The sequence below is a fragment of the Buttiauxella sp. AC038 genome, from assembly GCF_979253565.1.
Window position 1 is genome coordinate 2,651,819 of the sequence record NZ_CEEDCQ010000001.1, and the last position, 25,151, is coordinate 2,676,969.

Consider the following 25,151-nt stretch of genomic DNA (forward strand, 5'->3'; position numbering starts at 1 on the left):
CAACACGGTGGATGAATCCGCATTCATCCACCTTACGAAAAGAATAATGGCTATACGCCGTTAATCGATGCCCCTCCGTCCACTAAGGACGCGGTGCCCGTCACAAACGAAGATTCATCAGACGCGAGCCATAATACCGCTCGCGCTATTTCTTCTGGTTTCCCTACCCGTTTGAGCGCGTGCAACCCGGTAATGAATGCCTGCGATTCCGCCGTATCATTCATATCGCGATACATATCGGTATCCACCGCGCCCGGTAAAACTGAATTAACGCGAATATTTTGCGGGCCATATTCTGAAGCTAATGCCTGAGTCAGGCCAATTAATCCGGCTTTGCTGGCAGCATAAGAGGCCACTTGTGGGAATGCGAAGGAGTAGCCGACGAACGTAGACGTAAAGATCACTGAGCCACCGCCGTGTTTGAGCATTTCGGCAATTTGATGTTTAGCTCCGAGGAAAGATCCGGTCAGATTGATGGCAACCGCATTGGCAAACCCTTCCGCTGAGACTTCAGTGCTCGGGCCATTTTCACCTAACGTCCCCGCATTGTTGAAGGCAATATCGAGTCGCCCCCACGTTTCCACCGCTTTCGCTACCAATGCTTTGGCGTACGCTTCTTCGCGCACATCACCGCTAACTGCAACGGCGTCACCACCGGCAGCCTTGATTTCATCAACCAGCTGAGCCAGTTCGGCTTCACGTCTGGCACCGACGACCACTTTTGCACCTTCAGCGGCGAACAGTTTGGCGGTGACATATCCGATGCCAGAACTGGCTCCGGTAACAATGGCAACTTTATCGGCTAATCGTTTCATGAGAGGACCCCAGTGGAGCGGTCAGAATTTGACCGCTCATGGAGTATAGAAGCGGAGTTGGGCTTACGCCGTAATCTGATCCATCGCCTGCAAAATTCGCTTATCAGAAATCGGATAAGGCGTACCCAGCTGTTGAGCAAAGAAGCTGACGCGCAACTCCTCAATCATCCAGCGGATCTCCTGCACGTCTTCGTCAACCCGGCGTGCTGGCGGCAATTTATTCAGCCACTGCTGCCAGGTTTGCTGCACATGCTCAACTTTCAACATTTGCACACGGTCGCGGTGTGGATCGACGGCCATTTTCTCGAGGCGCTTCTCAATAGCATTCAGATAACGCAGCGTATCACCAAGGCGTTTGTAGCCGTTTCCGGTAACAAAACCGCGATAAACCAGGCCGCTCATCTGCGCTTTCACATCCGACAGACCCAGCGCCATGGTCATATCCACGCGCCCTTTCAGCCGCTTGTTGATATTGAAAACAGCCGTCAGGATCTTTTCGACCTGTTTGGCAATTTCCACCACGGTTTCGTTGAGTTCTGCACGCACTTGCTCATGCAAAGCCGCAAAGCCCTCTTCGCTCCAGACCGGGCCGCCTGCTTTCGCAATCAGCTTGTCCACACCACAAGAAATGCAGTCATCGATCAAATCCATGACTTTGCCGTACGGGTTGAAGTACAGGCCGAGTTTGGCTTTGTTCGGCAGTTTTTCATGCAGATATTTGATCGGCGAGGGAATGTTCAGCAGCAGTAAGCGGCGCAAACCACGCCACATCGCCTGCTGCTGTTCAAGCGGGTTATCAAACAACTTGATTGCTACGCTCTCTTTTTCATCCACCAGCGCCGGGAATGCCTTCATGCGGTAATTGCCGCGTTTCTGCTCGTAGCTTTCCGGAAGCTTACCAAAGCTCCAGATATGCAGGCCGCTTTGTTCAATACCGTCATCGGCAACCGCCGAGAGCGTTTGCTGGACTTTATCTTTCAGGCCGCCTTTTAACTCGGTGAGGTCTTTACCCTCTTTGAGCTTTTTATTGTGCTCATCGACGATGCGGAACGTCATTTTCAGGTGATCGGGCACCTGATCCCAATGCCAGTCTTCGCGGTCGATAGTAATGCCCGACATGCGGCGGAATTCACGCTCTAAACTTTCCAGCAGCGGCAATTCCAGCGGTGTGGCGCGGCCTAAAAAGGCTTCGGCGTAGTTCGGCGCCGGCACAAAATTGCGGCGTATCGGTTTTGGCAGCGATTTAATCAGCGCAATCACCAGTTCACGGCGCACACCTGGAATTTGCCACTCAAAACCGGCCTCTTCGACCTGGTTTAACAACGGCAGCGGGATATGCACCGTCACACCATCGGCGTCAGCACCTGGTTCAAACTGGTATGTCAGGCGTAGTTTGAGATTGCCCTGATGCCAGAAGTTCGGATAGTCGAGCTTGCTGACTTGCTCTGCACCCTCTTTGATCAACATGCTCTTTTCGAAATTGAGCAGATCCGGCGTTTCTTTGCTGGCCTGTTTCCACCAGTTATCGAAATGACGTGCAGAAATGACGTCATGCGAAATGCGTTGATCGTAAAACTCAAACATCGTGTCGTCGTCGACCAGAATGTCGCGGCGACGGGATTTATGCTCAAGCTCTTCAATTTCATTGCGCAGCTTAAGATTGTCGCGGAAGAACGCGTGGCGCGTCTGCCAGTCACCTTCCACCAGCGCATGGCGAATAAACAGCTCGCGACACAGTGCCGGGTCAATCTGGCTGTAATTGACGCTGCGCGCCGCAACAATTGGCAAACCGTAGAGTGTGACTTTTTCGGTTGCCATCACCGCGCCCTGCGATTTCTCCCAGTGCGGTTCGCTGTATGAACGTTTTAATAAATGTTGCGCCAGCGGCTCTACCCATTCCGGGTCGATGCGGGCGGCGATGCGCCCCCATAGGCGGCTGGTTTCTACTAGTTCGGCGACCATTGTCCATTTTGGCGGTTTCTTGAATAAACCGGAGCCAGGGAAGATAGAGAAACGGGCGTTACGCGCCCCGGTGTATTCCTGTTTATCGGCATCTTTCTGGCCGATATGGGAAAGCAAACCGGTCAGCAAGGCACAGTGAACGGAACGGAAATCCGCAGGTTCGCTGTTAATCGGCAAGCCCAGCTCTTTCACCACCTGGCGCAATTGGGTGTAAATATCCTGCCATTCACGCACACGCAGGTAGTTCAGATAATCGAGTTTGCACTGGCGACGGAACTGGTTCGACGACAGCTCTTTTTGCTGCTCGCCAAGATAATTCCACAGGTTCACAAAGCTAAGGAAATCAGACTCTTTGTCCTGGAAGCGGCGGTGTTTTTCATCCGACGCCTGCTGTTTGTCCATCGGGCGTTCACGCGGGTCCTGAATCGACAGGCCAGCGGTGATGATCATCACTTCACGCACACAGCCAAATTTCTGCGCTTCCAGCACCATACGCGCAAGACGCGGGTCGACGGGCAGTTGTGCAAGCTGACGGCCAGAAGGCGTCAACTTGTAGACGCTGAGATCGGCTTCGCTGGTAATCGCGCCAAGTTCTTCAAGCAGGCGCACGCCGTCCTGAATATTGCGTTTGTCCGGCGCTTCGACGAACGGGAATGCGGCGATGTCACCCAGCCCAAGCGATGTCATCTGCAAGATAACGGACGCCAGGTTAGTACGCAGAATTTCCGGGTCGGTAAATTCCGGGCGCGACAGGAAATCATCTTCCGAATACAGACGAATACAGATCCCGTCAGAAACACGTCCACAGCGGCCTTTACGCTGGTTGGCCGAAGCTTGCGAAACCGGCTCAATTGGCAAGCGCTGCACTTTGGTACGGTAGCTGTAACGACTGATACGCGCGGTACCCGGGTCGATAACGTATTTAATGCCAGGCACCGTCAGCGAGGTTTCCGCAACGTTGGTCGCCAGCACAATACGCCGCCCGACGTGCGACTGGAACACGCGGTTTTGCTCACTGTTCGACAAACGTGCATACAACGGCAGCACTTCGGTGTGCGGCAAATTCAGCTTGTTTAATGCATCAGCGGTGTCACGAATTTCGCGCTCGCCGCTCATGAAAATCAGAATATCTCCGGCACTTTCGTGGCCGAGTTCATCAACCGCGTCGAAAATAGCCTGCAACTGGTCGCGATCGGTATCGTCAGCATCTTCAACTATCGGGCGATAACGCACTTCCACCGGATAAGTACGGCCAGACACTTCGATGATTGGCGCGTTATTGAAATGGCGCGAGAAGCGCTGCGGGTCGATGGTCGCAGACGTAATAATGATTTTCAGATCCGGGCGACGCGGTAATAACTCACGCAAATAACCCAGCAGGAAATCGATGTTCAGACTACGTTCGTGCGCTTCATCGATGATGATGGTGTCGTACTGCATCAGCAGGCGATCTTGCTGAATTTCCGCCAGGAGAATGCCGTCGGTCATCAGTTTGACCATGGTGTTTTCACTGACGTGGTCAGTAAAACGCACCTTATAACCAACACAGCCGCCCGGCTCTGTTTGCAACTCTTCGGCAATACGGTTGGCAACAGTTCGCGCTGCAAGGCGGCGAGGCTGCGTATGGCCGATCAGCCCTTTAACGCCACGCCCCAGTTCCATGCAGATTTTTGGCAGCTGCGTAGTTTTACCCGAACCGGTTTCACCCGCCACGATAACAACCTGGTGGTCACGGATAGCGTCGAAAATGTCCTGTTTTTTCTGGCTTACAGGCAGGTTTTCTGGGTAGGTGATTTTTGGGCGCGAAGCTTCACGCAGCAGAACCTTACCGGCGGCGGAGTCAATCTCTTGCGCCAGTGAATCAAGCACAGCTTGCTGCGATTCAGGATTTTTCACCTTCTTCGCACCATGTAAACGGCGCGAGAAGCGTTGTCTGTCGCGTAGCATTAAGCCATCGAGGCGAGAGAATAATGAGGACAGTGAGGGTTTTATGTTTTCCATTGCGTAGTCGTCATGGCAGCGCTCTGCCAGATAATCCAGATATTTATGTATACCCTAAATAGTTCGAGTTGCATCGCGGCGGCAAAAGAACGAGTCCCGATGAGCTTACATAAGTAAGTGATTCGGGTGAGCGAGTGCAGCCAACAAAGAGACAACTTGAAATATGATGGGTATATCGTCAATTGGCGCTAGATTAGCACATCACACCTTTCAACGCCTTGTTCAATAAAATCGAACATTGAGTTCGATATATTGCGCTATCACTGCAATCGGATTGTGAATAAAGTACTTCACAGCGAACGGGCAATCAGTCCCGAATGAACACAACAAAGGAATCACCCATGAGCAAAGTATTAGTCCTGAAGTCCAGCATCCTGGCAGGTTACTCACAGTCAAATCAGCTGTCTGACTATTTTGTAGAGCAATGGCGTGAAGAGCATAGCGCAGATGAGATTACCGTGCGTGATCTGGCTGCTAACCCAATTCCAGTACTGGATGGCGAGTTGGTCGGTGCGTTGCGCCCAAGTGATGCGCCACTGTCACCACGTCAGCAAGAAGCTCTGGCGCTGTCTGACGAACTGATCGCTGAGCTTAAAGCTCACGACGTGATTGTTATCAATGCACCAATGTACAACTTCAACATTCCAACACAGTTGAAGAACTATTTCGACCTGGTAGCCCGTGCTGGCGTGACTTTCCGTTACACCGAAAAAGGCCCAGAAGGTTTGGTAACCGGCAAACGTGCTGTGGTTCTGACCAGCCGTGGCGGTATTCACAAAGATACCCCAACCGATCTGTTGGTTCCGTATCTGAACCTGTTCCTGGGCTTCATCGGTATTACTGATGTGAACTACGTGTTCGCTGAAGGTATCGCATACGGTCCTGAAGTAGCGACTAAAGCGCAAACTGACGCGAAAGCGGCAATTGACAGCATCGTTACTGCGTAATTTCTAGATGTTAATTTTTGAAAACGGCAAACATCATGCATGTTTGCCGTTTTTTATTGTATTTATTCGCAAGGATTCACAGCACCAATCACGTCCGCAGCGGCTTCAAACACTATGCAAATTTGCGTGAGCCCACTACGCAAGCAATGACTCCAAGTGTGACGATTAGCATCAACACACTGACCGTTTCATGAAGCAGTGTTGCCGAAAGTGCAAGACCAAAGAAAGGTTGCAGTAGTTGTAATTGGCCTACGGCTGCAATGCCCCCCACCGCGAGCCCTTTGTACCAGAATATGAAACCGATAAGCATGCTAAAAAATGAGACATAACCAAGCGCAAGCCATGCTTGAGTGCTGATGCTGGAAAATGTTGCTGGCATCGTCGCCCCTGAGGCTATCAGCATAAAGGGAAGTGAGATAAGCAGTGCCCAACTGATAACCTGCCACCCTCCCAGCTCTCTTGAGAGTTTCGCCCCCTCGGCATAACCTAGGCCACACACCGCAATAGATGCCAGCATCAGTAAATCACCCGTTTGCGAAATCGAAACGTTCTGGGAAAGAGCAAAACCCACCACCAATAAACTACCAATAATTGAAAACACCCAAAAGGCCTGGTGAGGACGTTCACCACCACGAATAACGCCAAAGATGGCGGTAGATAACGGTAATAGTCCAAGAAAAACAATCGAATGGGCTGAGGTGACATATTGTAAGGCCATCGCTGTCAATAATGGGAAACCAATAACCACGCCCAATGCGACAATCACCAATGAACCAATTTGAGACGTCTTCGGACGTTGCTCCCTGAAACTCAGTACCAATATCAGCGCTAACACACCCGCAATAGATGCGCGGATAAACGTAAGGAATAAAGGATCGATTTCGTGTACTGCCAAACGTGTTGCCGGGAGCGAACCACTAAAAATAACCACGCCAATCAATCCGTTTAGCCATCCTGATAATGAACCTGCACTCTTTTTATAAACCACATTCACCTCAATCTCAGCAGTACGTGAAGGGTGCTCCACGGCATCTCCTATATAGACAGGTTGCATGATAGGCGGCACAATCCATGACAATCAAAATATTGTCATGGATACATTCAGTGAAAGCGCGATATAAAGCGATTGTTGATGACTATGCTGCTGCCATCCGTTTAGGCCAACTGGCAGCAGGAACCCAGTTACCTACTCACCGGGCATTATCTGCTGAAAAGCATATTTCGCTCGCTACGGCGACTCGCGTATACGCTGAGCTTGAATTTATGGGATTGGTGAGCGGGGAAACCGGACGCGGCACTTTTGTCAGAGAAATATCTCTTCCCGCCGGATTGGGGATCGATCAGCAAATTGTGGCGACCGAAGTACTGGATTTGAACTTTAACTACCCCGCACTTCCTGAGCAAACTGAACTGTTGCGAGATGCTTTACGACAACTCACCACCACCGGTGACCTGGAAGCACTGTTGCGTTATCAGCCTCATGCTGGCCGTTGCAGCGAACGTGAAACCATAGCATCCCATCTGGTCCTCGCAGGGATAAACGCTTGCGCGGACGATATTCTTATTGTTAGCGGTGCCCAGCATGGCCTGGCCATTACCGTTTTAGGGCTTTTTAAACCTGGAGATGTGATAGCTGTCGACGCGCTGACCTATTCAGGCTTTAAGACGCTGGCGGTAGCATCTAACCTCGAACTGGTAGCAATTCCTGTATCTTCCACAGGCCCGGACCTGAATGCTTTGCGCAAAATATGCCAGCACAGGCGAGTACGCGCCGTCTACACTATGCCCACTCTACATAATCCACTGGGGTGGGTACTCAGTTCCGATCAGCGTAAAGAAATCGCAGCTATCTCCAGAGAACATGATCTGCTGGTGATTGAGGATGCGGCGTATGCTTTTCTGGTCAGTGACCCGCCCCCGCCTTTGGCTACTTTTGCTCCAGAGCGGACTATTTATGTCACTGGTTTTTCAAAGAATATTGCAACCGGTTTGCGCGTCGGGGCTGTTGTCTGCCCTGCTCCATACCGAGCGGCGCTGGAACGAGTGATTAGGGCAACCACCTGGAATACGCCTGCCCTTATGACATCAATAGTATGTGGCTGGATACGTGATGGAACGGTCAACAGACTTGAATCACTCAAGCGAGAAGATGCTCAAAAACGTCAAAACATTGCCCGCGAAGTATTTGGGTCGCTGCCTTATATCAGTCATCCAGTATCTTATTTTTTATGGCTGCCGCTGGCTGAAGAAGTGCGCGCAGAAAGTGTGGTACGCAGCTTGCTGGAGAAACATATTTCAATCTCAACTGCAGAGCCTTTCAGTACTTCGCAAAATGTTCCCCACGCCATTCGTATAGCACTCGGGTCCGTCAGTGAAGATCTTCTTTATCAGGCGCTGATCACGGTGCGTGAAACAATTGAATATGAACAATATCGTTAATAGTAAAAAGAAGTGGGAGACAGGAAAAAAATGTTTTGCGAGGGAAATATAAATGGGCGGTATTTACCGCCCATTTACTTTATTTAGCCAACCAGCAACGGTTGTGCTGTTTTCTCAACCAACGCCAGCAGGACTTTAATATCCTCAAGCGTAACGGTCGGATTCAGCAGAGTCAGCTTCAGGCAAGTCACGCCGTTATGCTCAGTCACACCTACGTTTGCGCGGCCAGAGTCCAGCAATGCATCACCAATTTTCTGGTTCAGCAGTGCAATTTCTGCGTCGCTAGTAGAAGCCATTTGCTCAGGACGGAAACGGAACAGAACGCTCGCCAGTTGTGGTTTCATCACCAGTTCCAGAGACGGTTCTTCAGTAACGTACTGCGCAACTTCTTGTGCAAGTGTCACACCATGATCGATGATCGCGGCATATTGCTTCTGACCTAATGCTTCCAGACCCATCCACAGTTTCAATGCGTCGAAACGGCGAGTGGTCTGCAAAGATTTAGACACCAGGTTTGGCACGCCAGCTGCTTCATCGAACTCAGAGTTCAGATAAGCCGCCTGATAGCGCATCAACTCGTAGTGGCGTGCTTCTTTGAGCAAGAAAGCACCACAGCTGATGGTCTGGAAGTACTGTTTATGGAAGTCCAGGGTGATGGAGTCCACTAACTCAATACCGTCCAGATAGTCGCGATATTTCTCGGACATTAACAACGCACCGCCCCACGCTGCATCAACATGCACCCAAATCTGGTGCTCTGCTGCCAGGGTGGCGATTTCACGCAGCGGATCAATTGCGCCAGCATCGGTAGTACCCGCTGTTGCAACAATCGCCAGGATCTGTTCGTCGTTAGCCTGAGCCTGCGCCAGTTTCTCACGCAGGTCGTTAATATCCATACGCGCGAATTCGTCAGTTTTCACCAACGTCACTGACTGGTAACCGAGGCCCATTAAAGCCATGTTCTTCTGCACTGAGAAGTGCGCGTTTTCAGAACACAGGACTTTAATCTTTTTCAGGTTGCCGACCAGGCCATCTTGCTGGATGGAGTGGCCCTGGCGCGCAAAGAACGCGTCACGAGCCAGCATCAGGCCCATCAGGTTGCTCTGGGTGCCACCACTGGTGAACACGCCAGCATCGCCTGCCTGATAACCCACTTGAGCACGCAGCCATTCAATCAGCTTCATCTCAATGATGGTCGCAGACGGGCTTTGGTCCCATGAGTCCATGCTCTGGTTAGTGGCGTTGATCAACACTTCTGCTGCCTGGCTGATAACCAGACTCGGGCAATGCAAATGCGCGACACACTGCGGGTGATGCACCGACAGGCTGTCTTTTAAGAAGTATTCGATCGCACGTTCAATAGCGACCTGGTTGCCCAGGCCCTGAGGATTAAAATCCAGTTGAATGCGTTCACGCAATTCAGCAACAGATTTACCCTGATACATCTCAGGTTGCTGCAACCACTGCACAACAGCCGCGCTGGTCTGTGCAATGGCCTGCTGGTAGGCTTCAGTGCTTTGCGCTGAGCCTGCCAGGATAGGATTTAATTCAGACATCGAGGTCATTAACTCCACTCAAACAGGCTTGATGCCAGCCGCTAACAGCGCCTGCTCAAACTTATCGAGGAAAATAGCCAGCTCATCATTAGTGATAAGCAAAGATGGTAGCAGACGCAGCACGACGCCATTACGGCCACCACGCTCCAGAATCAATCCTGCTTTGAAGCAGTTTTTCTGCAGCAATGCGGATAACTCAGCATCAGCTGGGTAGCAACCCATATGATCTTTGGCTTCGTTTGGTTTAACGATCTCAATACCGATCATCAAGCCCAGACCACGAACCTGGCCAATGACCGGGTAACGTTTTTGCAGCTCAGCCAGTTGGCCTTTCAGCCACTCGCCCTGTGCTGCAACTTTGTCAGCAATCTTGTTTTCGGTCAGATGCTTCAGAGTTGTCAGACCGGTTGCCATCGCCAGTTGGTTACCACGGAAAGTACCGGTGTGGTGGCCAGGTGACCATGCATCAAACTCTTTCTTAATACCCAGAACAGCCAGTGGTAAACCACCACCAACCGCTTTAGACATAACAATGATGTCCGGCTCGATACCAGCATGTTCGAAGGCGAACAATTTACCAGTACGGCAGAAGCCAGCCTGAACTTCATCGATGATCAGCAGAATGCCGTGTTCTTTGGTGACTTTGCGAATGCGCTGCAGCCACTCAACAGGCGCCGGATTCACGCCGCCTTCACCCTGAACCGCTTCCAGAATGACTGCTGCAGGTTTGCGCACGCCACTCTCAACGTCGTTGATCAGGTTTTCGAAGTAGTAAGTTAATGCTTTCACGCCAGCTTCACCGCCAATACCCAGCGGGCAGCGGTACAGGTGCGGATAAGGCATAAACTGAACTTCAGGCATCATGCCATCAACCGCTTCTTTCGGTGACAGGTTACCTGTTACGGAAAGTGCGCCATGAGTCATGCCGTGATAGCCGCCGGAGAAGCTGATGATGCCTGAACGACCGGTAACTTTCTTAGCCAGTTTCAGTGCCGCTTCAACTGCATCCGCACCGGATGGACCGGTGAATTGCAGGCAATATTCTTTACCCTGACCAGGCAATAAAGAGAGAAGATATTCAGAAAACTGATCTTTCAACGGAGTTGTAAGATCCAGTGTATGTAACGGCAAGCCGCTGGTAATGACATTTTGGATGCTTTGCAGCACGTCAGGATGGTTATGCCCAAGAGCAAGCGTACCCGCACCGGCCAAGCAATCAAGATATTGATTATTCTCAACATCAGTGATCCAAACACCGTTGGCCTGCGCAATTGCTAAAGGCAATTTACGTGGATAACTTCTGACATTCGATTCAAATTCAGCTTGACGCGCCAAATAGGTTTCATTGTTACCATTGAATGAATTTGCACCTAAACTATCAATACGGACTTTATCCGTCATCATATCTCTCCCACAGCTGCCGGTTCGTTAATTTGGCAGTTGAATTAATGAATGTAGAAAAACTGAGCACCATGTAAAAAACGCCGTCAATATAGGTTCTTTTTACTCTCTACTCAATATTTTATTTTGTGAATGTCTGTATGTTGCCCTAATGTTTTTATCTTGTACTTATTTTATGAAAATCAGTGTGTTATCTACACTCCAGCCACTTGTGCTGTATATTTGCTTTTGAGTGGTCATTAACTTCGCATATTTACATTTTTACAGCCAAATGATTCAATGCGCGCACTTTCAGTATGAGATGCAAACAGGTACTGTCACGTAAATCCTACTTAACGGATATGACACTTTATGAGGGCCTTTTTTCTTAATTGAAAATGTACTTAAAAAATATAGGGTGAATATTTTAAATAGAATAAAAACCAATCACTGGTTTTAAATTAACCTGCTGAGAAAATAAGCTTTTTATTTCAGATGCTATATAAATATACGTTAATAGCGTCTAAACGAGACCTGCATTCAAAAGTATGACGGTTACAACCTTACGTTAATATCCAGCATTCATCCTTTCTCGTAAGACACTGGTTGGTAACCGTTTGATGCTCTACAACAGCTGATCCACTTTTTCCTTAATGACGGATTGAACCAGGTTGCCTGAGGTTGCCCGTGTGCCCAAAAGCCGGCATTGGCGAGGATGAAGATGTAGGGTTGATAGTTTGCGAATCGCTCCCACTAAGACCAGCCACGGTATCGCTAGTCCCAAGGCCGGCAACCGTATCACTGCCGAGCAAGTCGACGGTGCCTGTTTGCTGGCTACTGCTCGATGAACTGCCTGAACTCGTATTACTTGCACCAGAATTCATCGTTAATTGCGCGAACGCCGCTGTGGTAACCAGAGATAGCACTACGGTCAAAATAATCTTTTTCATCAGTTGTTCCTCATCCAGTACCCATAGTTGTATCCATAGTACGGAATAAAAGAGTGACTTTTTGTCCCTATACTATTTCACGCATACAGGTAAATGAGCGGATTTCAGAACAACGGGATAGCTAATACATGCGTGTACAATCCATGTCATCAAAGCAACTTCAGTGTAGCCCAGCGCCTTGTGTCACGGGTTATTTTTTCATCCATTGACCGTTAATGCCGCGCACGTACTCACCCGGTTGTGCTCTTGCCACCAGCTTCTGCCCGGCCAATTCTGCGACCTGGTTTGCTGAGATATTGTTGCTGTCTGCCAGTTTCTGATAATTTTCCGCCCGCGCTTCATTAATGCTTTTCACCAACGCCAGCGTCTCTTTATCTTGTTTGATTGGCGCAACATAACCGCTTAATGTCTCTCCCACTCGCCCTTGCTGGCGTGCTTCCGACAGGGTTAATGCCAATGTCTGTTGGCTAAATAAGATGCTTGCCAGTAAAACACTCTTAACGATTTTGCTCATGAGCTTCACTCCTGGCCAAACAAATCGCTGCGGTTTTTAAGCAACGTTTCAACGTCTTTATCTACTTTAATATGAATCTCATGCTCGATTTTCACGTTCATATTAATGGTGATAGGTTCTTTTGGCGCCGCGACTTCAATACGCGGCGTGCATCCCGTTAACCCAGCAATCCCTGGCACCAGGAGCATAGCGATGACGATTTTCATTGTGTTTCCTCACAAGCTTTATCGCGAGTCTGGCAGCGCACATCCGGCAGTTCGGTATGTTGCTCAAGCCAGGTTTGCAAATTGTCCCCAAAACGCAGGCTGCGCCAAAGCGTAAAGAGGTTTTCCTGATGGCTGTAGTTCAGCCGCACTTCATTCCTTTTCCCTTCAACCTGGCTTGTGCCCCGCACATTCGCCCGCAAAGTTAGCACGCCAAGATTATCTAAATTGATATCTGTCCAGGAATGAGAAATCTCCATATAACGCAGCCAGTTAACTGCAACACCTGCAGCAATATTGTTCTCAACAATGGCATCAGCCATATCTTTATCCAGCCGCAATGTCAGTGGCCCCGGGTTTGTCAGCCAGCCATCTTTAATGATCCATTGTGGATGGTTAAGCCACAGCGGCAAGGCACCATTCACACGCCCGGACATAGTGAACTGCTTGGGATTGACCGCAGTAATCAATTCGCTCGACGAGATATTTTCTAAGCGTAGCAAGGCTGCATCGCGTTGCGGCAGGCGTAATTGTTGCACACGCATTTTGCCGCCCAGAATATCGACATTCACGTTACTGAGCGTCAACGGCTGCGTGTCACTCCACGGATACCAGCCTTCGAGGTCAGCAGTGATATTCGACGAGGTCACCTGGTTTTTAACTTCCGCGATACGCAAGGTCACCGGGCCGTCTGTTCCCAGTTGCCATGTGCTGTTGCCAAAGCGGAATGGCAGCACAAAGTCGACACCGTTAATTTGGTTATCCGGCATCCAGACGCTGCCACTTTTCACCACGCCATGGCCACCGGCTTCAAACCCTTGCCCTGCGGCTGCGGAAAAGGCCACCTGTGAATAGAGCGAGCCATCTTTTAAAGTCATTTTCCAGTCAGCGGGGATAAGCGGCTGGAATACTGTCAGTCCTTGCTGTGGCCACCACGCATTACCGCGCAGGCGCACACCATCCCAGCGACCACTCACACGTACCGGGCCAATACTCCCTGCGTGCAGGTCACCTTTATACTGGAATGAAGAAGGATCTTTGCCCGTGACGCTAAAGGTTAATGTTGACGGCGGTAACGTACTGCCACCGCTGAAAGTCGTTTCTCCCGCATTGAGGATAAACGCGCCGTCAAAAGTAGGAGCTGTTTGCGCACGCTGCCAGTGTAAAGGCCTCTCCAGTTTCAAACGTGGTTCAGTGACCAGCATTGAGCCATACTCAAGCTTATCAAAGCCGGTAGAAAGCGAGCTAAGTTCAATCACGCTGTCGCGCCACTCTCCTTGCCCACGCACATCCCACTTTGCCTGCATCGGGGTAAACTCACCCTTGCCCCAATACTTCCACCGCCATAACCCAGCATCTGGCAAAAAGTCATCCGCTTTGCCATCCAGATGCAACACGAAATTACCCCTTTGGTTTTCGTGTGCGCGAACTATCGCCTGCAACCGCCCATCAACACCGCGTTGCGTGACACTGACTCCCGCCAGTGGCCAACGAATTTCGTCAACATCGATAGAGTCGATGACACGCCCACGCGAACGCAGTAGAGCGCCTGGACGGAACAATAATTTAGGATCGGCAATCGCACCGCTAATTTCACCCGGCAGCACTGCGTAAAACACCATGCCATCTTGTTTTGCTTCACCGGTTAATTGCATCGGCAAGGAGCTGTTGATCAAGCTGAGCTTACCGGGACCAATATTTAGCACCGCGTTAGCTTTCCCGGCGCTACCTTGCGTGACGACGTTCATACGCCCGCTGATTAAGGCCTTTTCCAGCCCTTGCTTCCAGTCATCAATCCGTAAAGCAATGCCACCACGCAGCGGGAACCCAGCATAGGGCCAGAACCACTGCCCACCATTGACTTCAAAAATGTTCTCACTGATGGTCCATGGCAGCGTCATTAATGCCTCAGGTGCAGCTGGGTTCTTCAGTGAGAATGTACCCTGATCATCGTTCCAGTTCAGAATGACATCGACTAATTCTGGCTCTTGTGGAATGCGTAATTTAGTCGCGAGATGGCCCTGTTCAGGCAGTTCATCGGTAAGTGGAGGTAAGGTAATGGTGCCGACAAGTTCCAGCGGGTCCATACCCGCAAACGCCTGAATTTTTAACTTTTGCAGATCGAGCATTTGACCGTTTAGCTGAGCATCAACGCTGAGCGATGGGCCTTGGTAATGAACCGTTTGCTGCTGCGGCGTTAACGTTAAACGTACCCCCCGAGAACTGTTGAAAGGGCGTTACATTGACCCTATCTATAGTAAGCAGGCTTTCAGGCAGCAGTGATTGCCACTCGGCCAAAGTGCGCGGTGCGGCTGGGCCAGATTCGTCGAGAGGAATTTTACTCAGGCAATCAACGTTAAGATTGAGCGTATCAAGGTGAATGCGCCAGCGTTTGGGGTGGCTAAGAGTGGCATCTTTTATCGTCGCCAGTTCGCAATCCCCGGCAAGATAACGCAAATCAGGAACGATTATCGCACCACGCGTAAATCGTGGGCTGGCTTCCATAGCAATGCGTGTCCCTTGCGGCAGCCAGATACCGGCAAGCGTTGGCAGCCAATGGGCTATAGTCATCAGAAGCGTTAACGGCAGCAGAATGAGTATTAGTACCAACGCAATAATGGCTTTGTATTTACCCTTCATGGGTGGTTAATATCCTGATTCTGCGACAATTATGTGCCCATTTAAACAACATATGCGATCATTCTTGCATTATTTGGACCGGGCGTGAAGGTCGTGCCTGGTATAAGCGTAGCCAACCTTGAGTTAGCAGTAGAATTTCATGCTTGAAAATAAATTTTAATATTTGTAAGAATATTTTAAGCGTGATAATTTTACATCAATATCATTCTGGAGATAAGTCTCATGAAACTGGCAGTGTATAGCACAAAACAGTACGACAAAAAGTATCTGGAGCAGGTTAACAATGAATACGGCTTTGATCTTGAATTTTTCGACTTCCTGCTAACCGAAAAAACAGCCAAAACTGCGCATGGTTGCGATGGTGTTTGTATCTTCGTGAATGACGATGGTAGCCGCCCTGTTCTCGAAGAGCTCAAAAGGCACGGTGTGAAATTTATCGCATTGCGCTGCGCGGGCTTTAACAACGTCGATCTCGACGCTGCAAAAGAGTTAGGCCTGCCGGTGGTGCGCGTTCCCGCTTATTCACCAGAAGCCGTAGCTGAACATGCACTCGGCATGATGATGTGCCTGAACCGTCGTATTCACCGCGCTTACCAGCGTACCCGTGATGCGAACTTCTCTCTTGAAGGGCTGACTGGTTTCACCATGTACGGCAAAACCGCCGGTGTGATTGGCACGGGTAAGATTGGTATTGCCGCGCTGAGAATTTTAAAAGGCTTCGGCATGCGCTTGCTGGCGTTCGATCCGTACCCAAGTGCTGCAGCACTTGAACTGGGTGTGGAATATGTCGATTTGCCAACGCTGTTTGCGCAGTCCGATGTTATTTCACTGCACTGTCCTCTGACGCCTGAGAACTATCATTTACTTGACCAGGCTGCATTTGCACAGATGAAAGATGGCGTGATGATTATCAACACCAGCCGTGGCGCTTTGATTGATTCACAAGCCGCTATTGATGCACTGAAAAATCAAAAAATCGGTGCGTTAGGTATGGATGTGTATGAAAACGAACGTGATCTGTTCTTTGAAGATAAATCTAACGATGTCATTCAGGATGATGTATTCCGTCGCCTGTCTGCCTGCCATAACGTGCTGTTTACTGGCCACCAGGCATTCCTGACCGCGGAAGCATTAACCAGCATTTCCGAGACGACGCTAGAAAACTTACGCCAGTTAGAGAATGGCGAGCCTTGTGTTAATCAGGTGAGTTAATCAATGGCGGATGGCGCAACGTCATCCGCCATTTTTAAGATTATACCCAGTGGATGAATCCATAAATTTGCTACAATCCCCAGCAACTCATTGATGACATGAATAACTTAAGGACAAGAGATGAAAAAATTAGCTGCAGTAGCGCTGGCTGCAATGGTACTGGCCGGCTGCGCACAATCAGGCGATAAATCGGCAGTTACCGCACAAGACCTGCAACACCACCGCTATGTTCTGCAAAGTGTTGACGGCAAGCCATTAAGCGGCATTGATCGCACTCCAGAACTGAGTTTCGGTGAGAACATGCACATTGCAGGCAGCATGTGTAACCGCTTTATGGGCCAGGCGACGCTTGAAGGCGATACGCTGAAAGCGAAAGGTCTGGGAATGACCATGATGATGTGTGCAGAACCGCAGCTTAATGGGCTGGATCACATGATTAACGACATGCTGACTACGGGCGCAAAAGTTGACTTAGCTCCGCAACAACTAACGCTCAAAACCAGCCAGCATACTTTAGTTTATAAACTGGCCGATCTGGTCAACTGATTAGGCTAGTACGCCCCACAAGTTCCGGCGGCAAGCGCATTTTCACTACAGCGTTTGCCGTTCGGCATCGCGCACATACCGATTGCCGAACCATCAAGTTGACGAGCGACACTCAACGTCCCACCAATCATTGCACAACTCGCCTGCCCTTGATTTGACATTGCTGCACGCATACCAGGCGGTACGTGAGCTGCAGTGGCTTGTTGAGGTGGTTCACTACTACATGCCGACAATAACAGTGCGGCAAATCCCGCTAAAAACGCAGCTCGCATTACTCTTCTCCCCCTGAACGTTGCAAAACCTAAGAATCATAAGCGCAGGCGTTGCGTTACGTCGAGGCCGTAACGCCATAAAATGTGTGTGATTTTGCAATAGGGATCACTTTATTGCACAAAACATAACCACCCGCCCCTTTTGACGACTTCAATCAAGGTTCAACACAGGACACAAAAGCGAAAATCACCTTCTGTGGGCTTTGCTAGAATTAAAAGATTATTCTTCGATTCGCGTAGGTATGCGGGTCTATTCGTTTTCATTTATACCTGAGCTACTTGAAGGGTGACAGGTATATTGCGCAATGTAAGGGTGTCTCCATGATCACAATCGACGGCAACGGTGCAGTCGCGTCAGTGGCGTTTCGCGCCAGTGAAGTCATTGCCATCTACCCGATTACTCCCAGCTCAACCATGGCAGAACTTGCTGATGCATGGTCAGGGGACGGTCGCAAAAACGTGTGGGGCGATACGCCACGCGTTGTAGAAATGCAGTCTGAAGCTGGCGCAATCGCCGCCGTTCATGGCGCGCTGCAAACCGGCGCACTTTCCACATCATTTACGTCATCGCAGGGTTTACTGCTGATGATCCCGACACTCTACAAACTGGCCGGGCAACTCACGCCGTTTGTATTGCATGTGGCTGCGCGTACTGTCGCCACTCACGCGCTCTCGATTTTTGGTGACCATTCAGATGTGATGGCGATTCGCCAGACCGGTTGTGCAATGCTGTGCGCCAGCAGCGTTCAGGAAGCACAAGACTTCGCGCTGATTTCGCATATCGCCACCCTGAAGAGTCGCGTGCCATTTATTCATTTCTTCGATGGTTTCCGCACCTCACATGAAATCAATAAAATTGTCCCGATGGCTGACAGCACCATTCTGGAATTGCTGCCGCAAAAAGAGATTGATGAACACCGCGCTCGGGCATTGAACCCAGAGCATCCGGTGATTCGTGGTACCTCCGCTAATCCGGATACTTATTTCCAGTCCCGCGAAGCCAGTAACCTGTGGTACGACGCGGTGTATGAACACGTTGAGCAGGCAATGAACAGCTTTGCGGCAACAACGGGTCGCCAGTATCGCCCGTTTGAATATTACGGGCACCCGCAAGCCGAACGCGTGATTATCCTGATGGGTTCTGCCATCGGCACCTGTGAAGAAGTGGTCGACGAATTACTGACGCGCGGCGAAAAAGTCGGCGTGCTGAAAGTTCGCCTGTTCCGCCCTTTCTCTGCCGACCATTTATTAGAAGTGTTGCCAGAAAGCGCACGCCAGATTGCCGTGCTCGACCGCACCAAAGAACCCGGTGCGCTGGCAGAACCGCTGTATCTCGACGTGATGACCTCTCTTGCCGAAGCCTTCAACCGTGGCGAGCGCGAAACGCTGCCGCGCGTGATTGGCGGGCGCTATGGTTTGTCATCGAAAGAATTTGGCCCGGATTGTGTGCTGGCAGTATTTAACGAGCTAAAAGAAGCCAAACCGCGCCCACGCTTTACGGTCGGTATTTACGACGACGTCACCAATTTGTCTCTGCCATTGCCAGAAAATACTCTGCCAAACCGCGCCAAACTCGAAGCGCTATTCTACGGTCTTGGCAGCGACGGCAGCGTGTCTGCCACCAAAAACAACATCAAAATCATCGGTAACTCGACGCCGTTCTTCACCCAGGGTTATTTCGTCTATGACTCTAAAAAAGCAGGCGGCCTGACGGTTTCCCACCTTCGCGTCAGCGAGCAGCCGATTAACTCGACCTACCTGATTGATAAAGCCGACTTTGTGGGCTGCCACCAGTTGCAGTTTATCGACAAATATCAGATGACCGAACGCCTGAAACCGGGCGGTATTTTCTTGCTCAACACGCCTTATGGCGCGGATGAAGTGTGGCACCGCCTGCCGCAAGAAGTTCAGGCGGTACTGAACCAGCGAAAAGCCCGTTTCTTCGTGGTCAACGCGGCGAAAATCGCCCGTGAATGCCAACTTGGCGCGCGTATCAACACCGTTATGCAGATGGCGTTCTTCCACCTCACCCACATTCTGCCGGGCGACAGCGCCCTGGCAGAACTGCAAGGTGCGATTGCTAAAAGTTACAGCAGCAAAGGTCAGGAACTGGTCGAGCGCAACTGGCAGGCTTTAGCCTTAGCCCGTGAGTCGCTTGCCGAAGTGACCTTGCAGGAAGTGAACGAAAGCAGCCCGATGCGCCCGCCGGTGGTTTCCGATGCGGCACCGGATTTCGTCAAAACCGTGACCGCCGCGATGCTCGCAGGCCTTGGCGACGCGCTGCCGGTTTCCGCACTGCCGCCAGACGGCACCTGGCCGATGGGCACCACGCAGTGGGAAAAACGCAATATTGCCGAAGAAATCCCTATCTGGAAGCCGGACATTTGTACCCAGTGTAACCATTGCGTTGCCGCCTGCCCGCACTCGGCGATTCGCGCCAAAGTCGTGCAGCCAGAAGCGATGGAAAACGCCCCTTCTGCCTTGCAGTCTCTGGATGTGAAATCCCGTGATATGCGTGGGCAGAAATACGTGCTGCAAGTGGCACCGGAAGATTGCACTGGCTGTAATTTGTGTGTGGAAGTTTGCCCGGCCAAAGACCGCCAGAACCCGGAAATCAAGGCCATCAATATGATGTCGCGCCTTGAGCACGTCGAAGAAGAAAAAGAGAATTACGATTTCTTCCTCAAACTACCGGAAATGGACCGCACCAGCCTCGAGCGTATCGACATTCGGACTTCCCAGTTGCTGACGCCGCTGTTCGAATACTCCGGCGCCTGTTCTGGTTGTGGCGAAACCCCGTATATCAAACTGCTGACCCAGCTTTATGGTGACCGCATGTTGATTGCTAACGCCACCGGTTGTTCATCAATTTATGGCGGTAACTTGCCTTCAACACCGTACACCACCGATGCCAACGGTCGCGGTCCGGCCTGGGCGAACTCGCTGTTTGAAGACAACGCCGAATTTGGCTTAGGTTTCCGTCTGACAGTCGATCAGCACCGCGCCCGCGTGATGCGCTTGGTTGGTAAGTTTGCTGACAAACTGCCTGCTGAACTGAACGAACAGCTTCATGCTGAGGCCACACCAGAAGTGCGCCGCGAACAGGTTATCGAACTGCGCAAACATCTGGCGGATATCGACGACCCGGACGCGCGCCAGCTCATCACCGATGCCGATGCAATGGTTGATAAATCTATCTGGCTGATTGGCGGTGACGGCTGGGCGTATGACATCGGCTTTGGCGGCTTAGATCACGTGCTTAGCCTGACCGAAAACGTCAATATTCTGGTGCTTGATACGCAGTGTTATTCCAACACGGGCGGCCAGGCATCCAAAGCCACGCCGTTAGGCGCGGTGACGAAATTTGGCGAACACGGCAAGCGTAAAGCACGTAAAGATCTCGGCGTCAGCATGATGATGTACGGGCATGTTTATGTGGCGCAGATTTCACTCGGCGCGCAGCTTAACCAGACGGTGAAAGCCATTCAGGAAGCAGAAGCCTATCCCGGCCCGTCACTGATTATCGCCTACAGCCCATGTGAGGAACATGGTTATGATTTGGCACTCAGTCACGATCAGATGCGCCAGTTGACCGCGACCGGCTTCTGGCCACTTTATCGCTTCGACCCACGTCGTGCCGATGAAGGTAAATTGCCGCTGGCACTCGACTCTCGCCCACCGTCTGATGCATTGGCTGATACGTTAATGAAAGAGCAACGTTTCCGTCGCCTGAATGCGCAACAACCGGAAGTCGCCGAGCAGTTGTGGAAAGATGCTGCCGTGGATTTGCAAAAACGCTACGACTTCCTGGCGCAGATGGCAGGTAAAGCGGAAAAGGCTGATAGCGAGTAACCGCTCTGTTTCGCGCTTATCTTCCACTCAATAATAGAGTGAAGGTAAGCGCGAAAAATCATTTCAAAACGATATTTCAATTTAATCAGTATCTTGATTCATAAATGAGCGCCACCTCGCCTTTTTCATATTAACGGTATGTTATATCTCAGTTAATCATTCGAAAAAGGAAAGGTTATGTTAGGTCGCTCTCTGCTTGCTAGTTCGATATTACTGTCCATGTGTGGTGCCGCGCATGCACTACCTGAATTTGCCGTCTGGCCCCAGGGTGAAGCACCGGGTGCAAAAAACAGTCCGGTTAAACAAGAAACGGTCGACAGACGCAAGGATGGCGGGCTGGCTGACCGCGCGGTAACAGGTATTCGTTCCCCAACCATCACCGCTTATTTGCCTAAAAAACCCAATGGTGTGGCGTTATTAGTCACGCCTGGCGGTTCCTACCAACGCGTGGTTCTGGACAAAGAAGGTAGTGATCTGGCCCCCATTTTCAATGCCCAGGGCTACACCCTGTTTGTGATGACTTACCGTATGCCGGCTGATGGACATGCGGAAGGCTCAGATTCGCCGCTGGTCGATGCTCAGCGGGCCATTCGCACCCTGCGTGCCGATGCTGAAAAGTGGAAAATCGATCCTCACCGCATTGGCGTGCTGGGGTTTTCGGCAGGCGGGCATGTCGCCGCAAGCTTGGGGACGCGCTACAACGAGTCCGTTTACCCGGCAACGGATGAAACAGACAAACTCAGTGCGCGCCCTGACTTTATGGCGCTGATGTATCCGGTGATCACCATGCAGGAAAGCATCGCTCATCCGGGATCGCGCAAAGCCCTGATTGGTGAGAAACCCACGCCTGAGCAGATAAAGAAATATTCACCGGAGCAAAATGTGACGGCCCAGACGCCACCAACGTTTATCGTTCATGCGGTGGATGACCCTTCCGTGCCGGTTGATAACAGCCTGGTAATGTTCTCGGCCTTACGCGCCCAGCACGTTCCGGTGGAAATGCATCTTTTCCAGGAAGGTAAACATGGGTTTGGGATCCGCGGTACGGTCGGTTTACCTGCTGCCAGCTGGCCGGAATTATTGATGAACTGGATTAAGGCGTTGCCCGCTTCTGAATAATTCGAGTTGCAGCCAGGCTACAAGGGAACATAGCCAACACGGCTGCAACTCGAGGTAAGACGGGAATTACTTGAAGCTTATACGCACGATATCATCCGGGCTGGTCGGCTCTTTTTCGCGACTGCCCGGTTGTTTCACGCTGACAAACAGCTGCTGCCCATCAGTAGACAACGCAAGGCTATTTGGCAATGCAGGTGTGTCGATAGTCTCCAGCACTTTGTAGCTCTTCGCATCAATCACGCTGACTTTACCGGCTTTACGATGCGTCACGTAGACTTCGTTGCGCGTCGGGTTAAACAACACGTCCAGACCCAGCGGCACATCCACTTTGTTCAGCACTTTGCTGGTTTTGGTATCCACAACCAGTAGCTGCGGTGTCTTGGAATCGCTGACAAACGCGCGGTTATTAGCGGTATCCAGCGCAATATTCAGATAGAAATGCTCGCCTTCGGTGTCCAGTCTGGTGCGCGAGATAACCTTATTGGTTTTGCTGTCGATAACGATAAATTCGTTGTCGGCGTTAGTCATGTAAATGCGTGATGCTTGCGCATCAATCGCCAGCCCCGTCGCCATTTTGCCGAGATCTTTAATGGTATCGCGCAATTCAAGCGTTGCTCCATCAATCACCCACAGCACGCTGGACTCACCCAACCCGCCCATATACAGCGTGTTGGTGGCCTCGTTAACCACTAACTGGCGCGGCATCAGCGGGCGCACGGTTTCGGTACGTTTGGTTTCATCCACCACAAGCGTTTTAATCACATCACCAGTTTTGCTGTTAATCGCTGTCACCGCACTGCTGGTGGTGTTGCCAAGGAACAATGTACCGGTGGTTTTGTTGAACGCCACACCGAACGGTTTCAGGTTGTTATGAATAGCCTGAGTCACTTCGAGCGTTGCCGGGTCAAGGCGATAAACCACCCCGCCTTTATCCAGTTTGCGGCTTTGGGAAGTGGCAACGTACAGCGCGGATTGGTCTGCGCTATAGGCCATTTCATACGCACCTTTGCCAACGGGTTTTCTTTCAACCGTGAATGAAGTATCGGCAAACAGTGAACTGGAAAACAGCAGGCTGGAGAGCATTAAAGCAGGCAATGCACGCAGGCGGGTTTGTGGTAAAGCAGACATAAATATCCTTATCAATAGCACGGACAAACCCTTTGCTAACAGGACGTTAGCAAAGGGTGAAAAATACCATTGATAATTATTATCATTTATAAATGAGAAAGTAAATCATTACACCTGCAAATAGACCACCTGGGTTTGCAGATATTCATTCAAACCGTGACGGCCATCGGCACCACCGATTCCGGACTTGCGCCAGCCCGCATGGAAGCCCTGCATCGCTTCAAAGTTTTCACGGTTAATGTAGGTTTCACCGAATTTCAGCCCTTTAATTGCCTTCATTGCGACATTTAAATCACGCGTATAAACCGAAGATGTCAGGCCATAATCGCTGTCATTTGCCATTTCAAGCGCCTGCTCCAGCGTTTCAAAGGTGGTGACGGGCAGCACCGGGCCGAAAGTTTCGTCATGCATGATGGCCATATCCTGGCGCACATCCACCAGCAGCGTTGGCGGGTAGAAATACCCTTTCCCTTCTGGCGCTTTACCACCCAGCACTACGCGTGCGCCTTCGCTAACAGCTCGCGCCACTTTTTGCTCAACACGCTCAAGTGCGGCGGCGTTAATCAACGGCCCCATCGACACATCGTCACGCTCGCCGGTATCACCAAAACTCACCTGTTTGAATGCTTCGCTCAGGCGGGTAATAAATTCGTCGTAAATACCTTTTTGCACATACACGCGTTCCGCACAGTTGCACACCTGGCCGGTGTTGATCATGCGTGAATCGACAATCGCTTTCACGGCGATATCAAGGTCAGCATCGTCCATCACAATGGCAGGCGCTTTGCCGCCAAGCTCAAGGCACACTTTGGTGATGTTTTTAGACGCCGCCGCCATGATTTTTTCACCCGCGCCAACGCTCCCGGTCATGCTAACCATCGCGACTTTCGGGTTACCCGCCAGTTCTTGCCCTACCGTTTCACCGCGCCCCAGCACCAGGTTAAACACCCCTTTTGGCAGCCCGATATCATGGACAATCTCGGCAAAAGCGATGGCGTTATTTGGCGTAAATTCGCTGGGTTTGATAACAATAGTGTTGCCGGTAATCAGCGCTGGCGCGAGTTTGCGGGCAATCAGGAAGAACGGGAAGTTCCACGGCAAAATCCCGGTAGTCACGCCAAGCGCACGTTTGAACACCAGAATGTTTTCACCCGGGCGGTCACTTTGCAGAATTTCACCTTCGTAACGACGCGCCCACTCAGACATATAATCGAGATAATCTGCGGTGAAGGCCACTTCCACTTCAGCCAACTGTTGGGTTTTTCCGCCTTCCGCAACAATCAGTGCGCTGATGGTTTTTGTACGCTCACGAATACCGGCAGAGATCTTACGCAACCACCCTGCGCGCTCAATGGCGGGTAGCGCTTCCCAACCGGCCTGTGCTTTATGCGCCGCATCAATGGCATCACGAGCGTGTTTCGCGTCTGCGTCAGGAATGCGAGAAATAAGTTCTTCTGTTGCAGGGTTAATCACATCAATCCACTGCTCGCCCTGCCACTGAACAAATTGACCATCAATATACATCGGGTGTTGTACAGGTGCTGTCATGACCGGCTCCTTTGTGTTCACTGTTTTATTGTTTCAAATATGTAAAATACATGTGAACACTTTAGGT

17 protein-coding genes and 1 pseudogene are annotated in these 25,151 nt (G+C 50.8%); 6 read left to right on the top strand and 12 right to left on the bottom strand.

Annotated features, from left to right (window positions below; genetic code table 11):
* Positions 1-50: 50 nt before the first annotated feature.
* On the bottom strand, positions 51-815 hold the full coding sequence (locus AC0IXI_RS12610) for an SDR family oxidoreductase (protein WP_064518759.1): 765 nt from the start codon (positions 813-815) through the stop codon (positions 51-53).
* A 63-nt stretch (positions 816-878) separates the two neighbouring features.
* Positions 879-4,778 carry an ATP-dependent RNA helicase HrpA gene (hrpA, locus tag AC0IXI_RS12615; protein ID WP_471682529.1) on the bottom strand — a complete coding sequence of 1,300 codons (3,900 nt, stop codon included), beginning with the start codon at positions 4,776-4,778 and terminating at the stop codon, positions 879-881.
* 341 nt (positions 4,779-5,119) lie between these two features.
* Between hrpA and azoR the strand changes: the two genes are divergently transcribed.
* On the top strand, positions 5,120-5,725 hold the full coding sequence (gene azoR, locus AC0IXI_RS12620) for an FMN-dependent NADH-azoreductase (protein WP_064518757.1): 606 nt from the start codon (positions 5,120-5,122) through the stop codon (positions 5,723-5,725).
* Positions 5,726-5,837: 112 nt separating this feature from the next.
* On the opposite strand, the gene AC0IXI_RS12625 is transcribed toward azoR, so the two are convergent.
* A complete protein-coding gene (locus tag AC0IXI_RS12625; protein ID WP_134182741.1) occupies positions 5,838-6,779 on the bottom strand; it encodes a DMT family transporter in 942 nt (313 codons plus the stop codon).
* Positions 6,780-6,829: 50 nt separating this feature from the next.
* Between AC0IXI_RS12625 and AC0IXI_RS12630 the strand changes: the two genes are divergently transcribed.
* Complete coding sequence (locus AC0IXI_RS12630) at positions 6,830-8,164, top strand: aminotransferase-like domain-containing protein (RefSeq protein WP_134183244.1); 1,335 nt, start codon at positions 6,830-6,832, stop codon at positions 8,162-8,164.
* A gap of 83 nt (positions 8,165-8,247) precedes the next feature.
* Here AC0IXI_RS12630 and AC0IXI_RS12635 read toward each other — a convergent pair whose 3' ends face one another.
* The 6 genes and pseudogenes from AC0IXI_RS12635 to AC0IXI_RS12660 form a co-directional block, all read right to left on the bottom strand.
* A complete protein-coding gene (locus tag AC0IXI_RS12635; protein WP_134182743.1) occupies positions 8,248-9,720 on the bottom strand; it encodes a pyridoxal phosphate-dependent decarboxylase family protein in 1,473 nt (490 codons plus the stop codon).
* A gap of 18 nt (positions 9,721-9,738) precedes the next feature.
* Complete coding sequence (locus AC0IXI_RS12640) at positions 9,739-11,124, bottom strand: diaminobutyrate--2-oxoglutarate transaminase (RefSeq protein ID WP_064518752.1); 1,386 nt, start codon at positions 11,122-11,124, stop codon at positions 9,739-9,741.
* A gap of 626 nt (positions 11,125-11,750) precedes the next feature.
* Positions 11,751-12,050, bottom strand: a complete 300-nt coding sequence (locus tag AC0IXI_RS12645) for a hypothetical protein (RefSeq protein ID WP_064518751.1) — start codon at positions 12,048-12,050, stop codon at positions 11,751-11,753.
* Between the two features lie 190 nt (positions 12,051-12,240).
* Positions 12,241-12,564, bottom strand: coding sequence for a YdbL family probable chaperone protein (locus AC0IXI_RS12650; protein ID WP_064518750.1), 324 nt, complete (start codon positions 12,562-12,564; stop codon positions 12,241-12,243).
* A gap of 5 nt (positions 12,565-12,569) precedes the next feature.
* Complete coding sequence (locus AC0IXI_RS12655) at positions 12,570-12,770, bottom strand: YnbE family lipoprotein (RefSeq protein WP_064518749.1); 201 nt, start codon at positions 12,768-12,770, stop codon at positions 12,570-12,572.
* Positions 12,767-15,407: pseudogene (locus AC0IXI_RS12660) on the bottom strand (YdbH family protein). The gene AC0IXI_RS12655 and the pseudogene AC0IXI_RS12660 overlap by 4 nt, the downstream one beginning before the upstream one ends.
* A 222-nt stretch (positions 15,408-15,629) precedes the next feature.
* On the opposite strand from AC0IXI_RS12660, the gene AC0IXI_RS12665 reads away from it, so the two are divergent.
* A complete protein-coding gene (locus tag AC0IXI_RS12665; protein ID WP_064518747.1) occupies positions 15,630-16,619 on the top strand; it encodes a 2-hydroxyacid dehydrogenase in 990 nt (329 codons plus the stop codon).
* Positions 16,620-16,739: 120 nt separating this feature from the next.
* Positions 16,740-17,165 (top strand): heat shock protein HslJ, encoded by a 426-nt coding sequence (gene hslJ / locus AC0IXI_RS12670; protein WP_471682530.1) that lies wholly within the window; start codon positions 16,740-16,742, stop codon positions 17,163-17,165.
* A gap of 5 nt (positions 17,166-17,170) precedes the next feature.
* Here the strand turns inward: hslJ and AC0IXI_RS12675 are convergent, their stop codons facing one another.
* Positions 17,171-17,437, bottom strand: a complete 267-nt coding sequence (locus AC0IXI_RS12675) for a putative hemolysin (RefSeq protein ID WP_034455667.1) — start codon at positions 17,435-17,437, stop codon at positions 17,171-17,173.
* 321 nt (positions 17,438-17,758) lie between these two features.
* Between AC0IXI_RS12675 and nifJ the strand changes: the two genes are divergently transcribed.
* Both nifJ and paeX read left to right on the top strand, forming a co-directional pair.
* The gene (nifJ, locus tag AC0IXI_RS12680) at positions 17,759-21,289 is read left to right on the top strand and encodes a pyruvate:ferredoxin (flavodoxin) oxidoreductase (RefSeq protein ID WP_471682531.1); all 3,531 of its coding nucleotides are present in this window, start codon (positions 17,759-17,761) and stop codon (positions 21,287-21,289) included.
* 177 nt (positions 21,290-21,466) lie between these two features.
* The gene (paeX, locus tag AC0IXI_RS12685; protein ID WP_471682532.1) at positions 21,467-22,408 is read left to right on the top strand and encodes a pectin acetylesterase PaeX; all 942 of its coding nucleotides are present in this window, start codon (positions 21,467-21,469) and stop codon (positions 22,406-22,408) included.
* 66 nt (positions 22,409-22,474) lie between these two features.
* Here paeX and yncE read toward each other — a convergent pair whose 3' ends face one another.
* A complete protein-coding gene (yncE, locus tag AC0IXI_RS12690) occupies positions 22,475-23,536 on the bottom strand; it encodes a 7-bladed beta-propeller protein YncE (protein ID WP_471682533.1) in 1,062 nt (353 codons plus the stop codon).
* A gap of 108 nt (positions 23,537-23,644) precedes the next feature.
* Complete coding sequence (gene aldA / locus AC0IXI_RS12695) at positions 23,645-25,084, bottom strand: aldehyde dehydrogenase (RefSeq protein WP_471682534.1); 1,440 nt, start codon at positions 25,082-25,084, stop codon at positions 23,645-23,647.
* Between the last annotated feature and the right edge of the window lie 67 nt (positions 25,085-25,151).

Excerpts from the sequence above, each read along its gene's own strand:
- AC0IXI_RS12610 (WP_064518759.1), bottom strand. The coding sequence starts at position 815 with ATGAAACGATTAGCCGATAAAGTTGCCATTGTTACCGGAGCCAGTTCT.
- hrpA (WP_471682529.1), bottom strand. The coding sequence starts at position 4,778 with ATGGAAAACATAAAACCCTCACTGTCCTCATTATTCTCTCGCCTCGAT.
- azoR (WP_064518757.1), top strand. The coding sequence starts at position 5,120 with ATGAGCAAAGTATTAGTCCTGAAGTCCAGCATCCTGGCAGGTTACTCA.
- AC0IXI_RS12625 (WP_134182741.1), bottom strand. The coding sequence starts at position 6,779 with ATGCAACCTGTCTATATAGGAGATGCCGTGGAGCACCCTTCACGTACT.
- AC0IXI_RS12635 (WP_134182743.1), bottom strand. The coding sequence starts at position 9,720 with ATGTCTGAATTAAATCCTATCCTGGCAGGCTCAGCGCAAAGCACTGAA.
- AC0IXI_RS12640 (WP_064518752.1), bottom strand. The coding sequence starts at position 11,124 with ATGATGACGGATAAAGTCCGTATTGATAGTTTAGGTGCAAATTCATTC.
- AC0IXI_RS12645 (WP_064518751.1), bottom strand. The coding sequence starts at position 12,050 with ATGAAAAAGATTATTTTGACCGTAGTGCTATCTCTGGTTACCACAGCG.
- AC0IXI_RS12650 (WP_064518750.1), bottom strand. The coding sequence starts at position 12,564 with ATGAGCAAAATCGTTAAGAGTGTTTTACTGGCAAGCATCTTATTTAGC.
- AC0IXI_RS12655 (WP_064518749.1), bottom strand. The coding sequence starts at position 12,770 with ATGAAAATCGTCATCGCTATGCTCCTGGTGCCAGGGATTGCTGGGTTA.
- AC0IXI_RS12665 (WP_064518747.1), top strand. The coding sequence starts at position 15,630 with ATGAAACTGGCAGTGTATAGCACAAAACAGTACGACAAAAAGTATCTG.
- hslJ (WP_471682530.1), top strand. The coding sequence starts at position 16,740 with ATGAAAAAATTAGCTGCAGTAGCGCTGGCTGCAATGGTACTGGCCGGC.
- AC0IXI_RS12675 (WP_034455667.1), bottom strand. The coding sequence starts at position 17,437 with ATGCGAGCTGCGTTTTTAGCGGGATTTGCCGCACTGTTATTGTCGGCA.
- nifJ (WP_471682531.1), top strand. The coding sequence starts at position 17,759 with ATGATCACAATCGACGGCAACGGTGCAGTCGCGTCAGTGGCGTTTCGC.
- paeX (WP_471682532.1), top strand. The coding sequence starts at position 21,467 with ATGTTAGGTCGCTCTCTGCTTGCTAGTTCGATATTACTGTCCATGTGT.
- yncE (WP_471682533.1), bottom strand. The coding sequence starts at position 23,536 with ATGTCTGCTTTACCACAAACCCGCCTGCGTGCATTGCCTGCTTTAATG.
- aldA (WP_471682534.1), bottom strand. The coding sequence starts at position 25,084 with ATGACAGCACCTGTACAACACCCGATGTATATTGATGGTCAATTTGTT.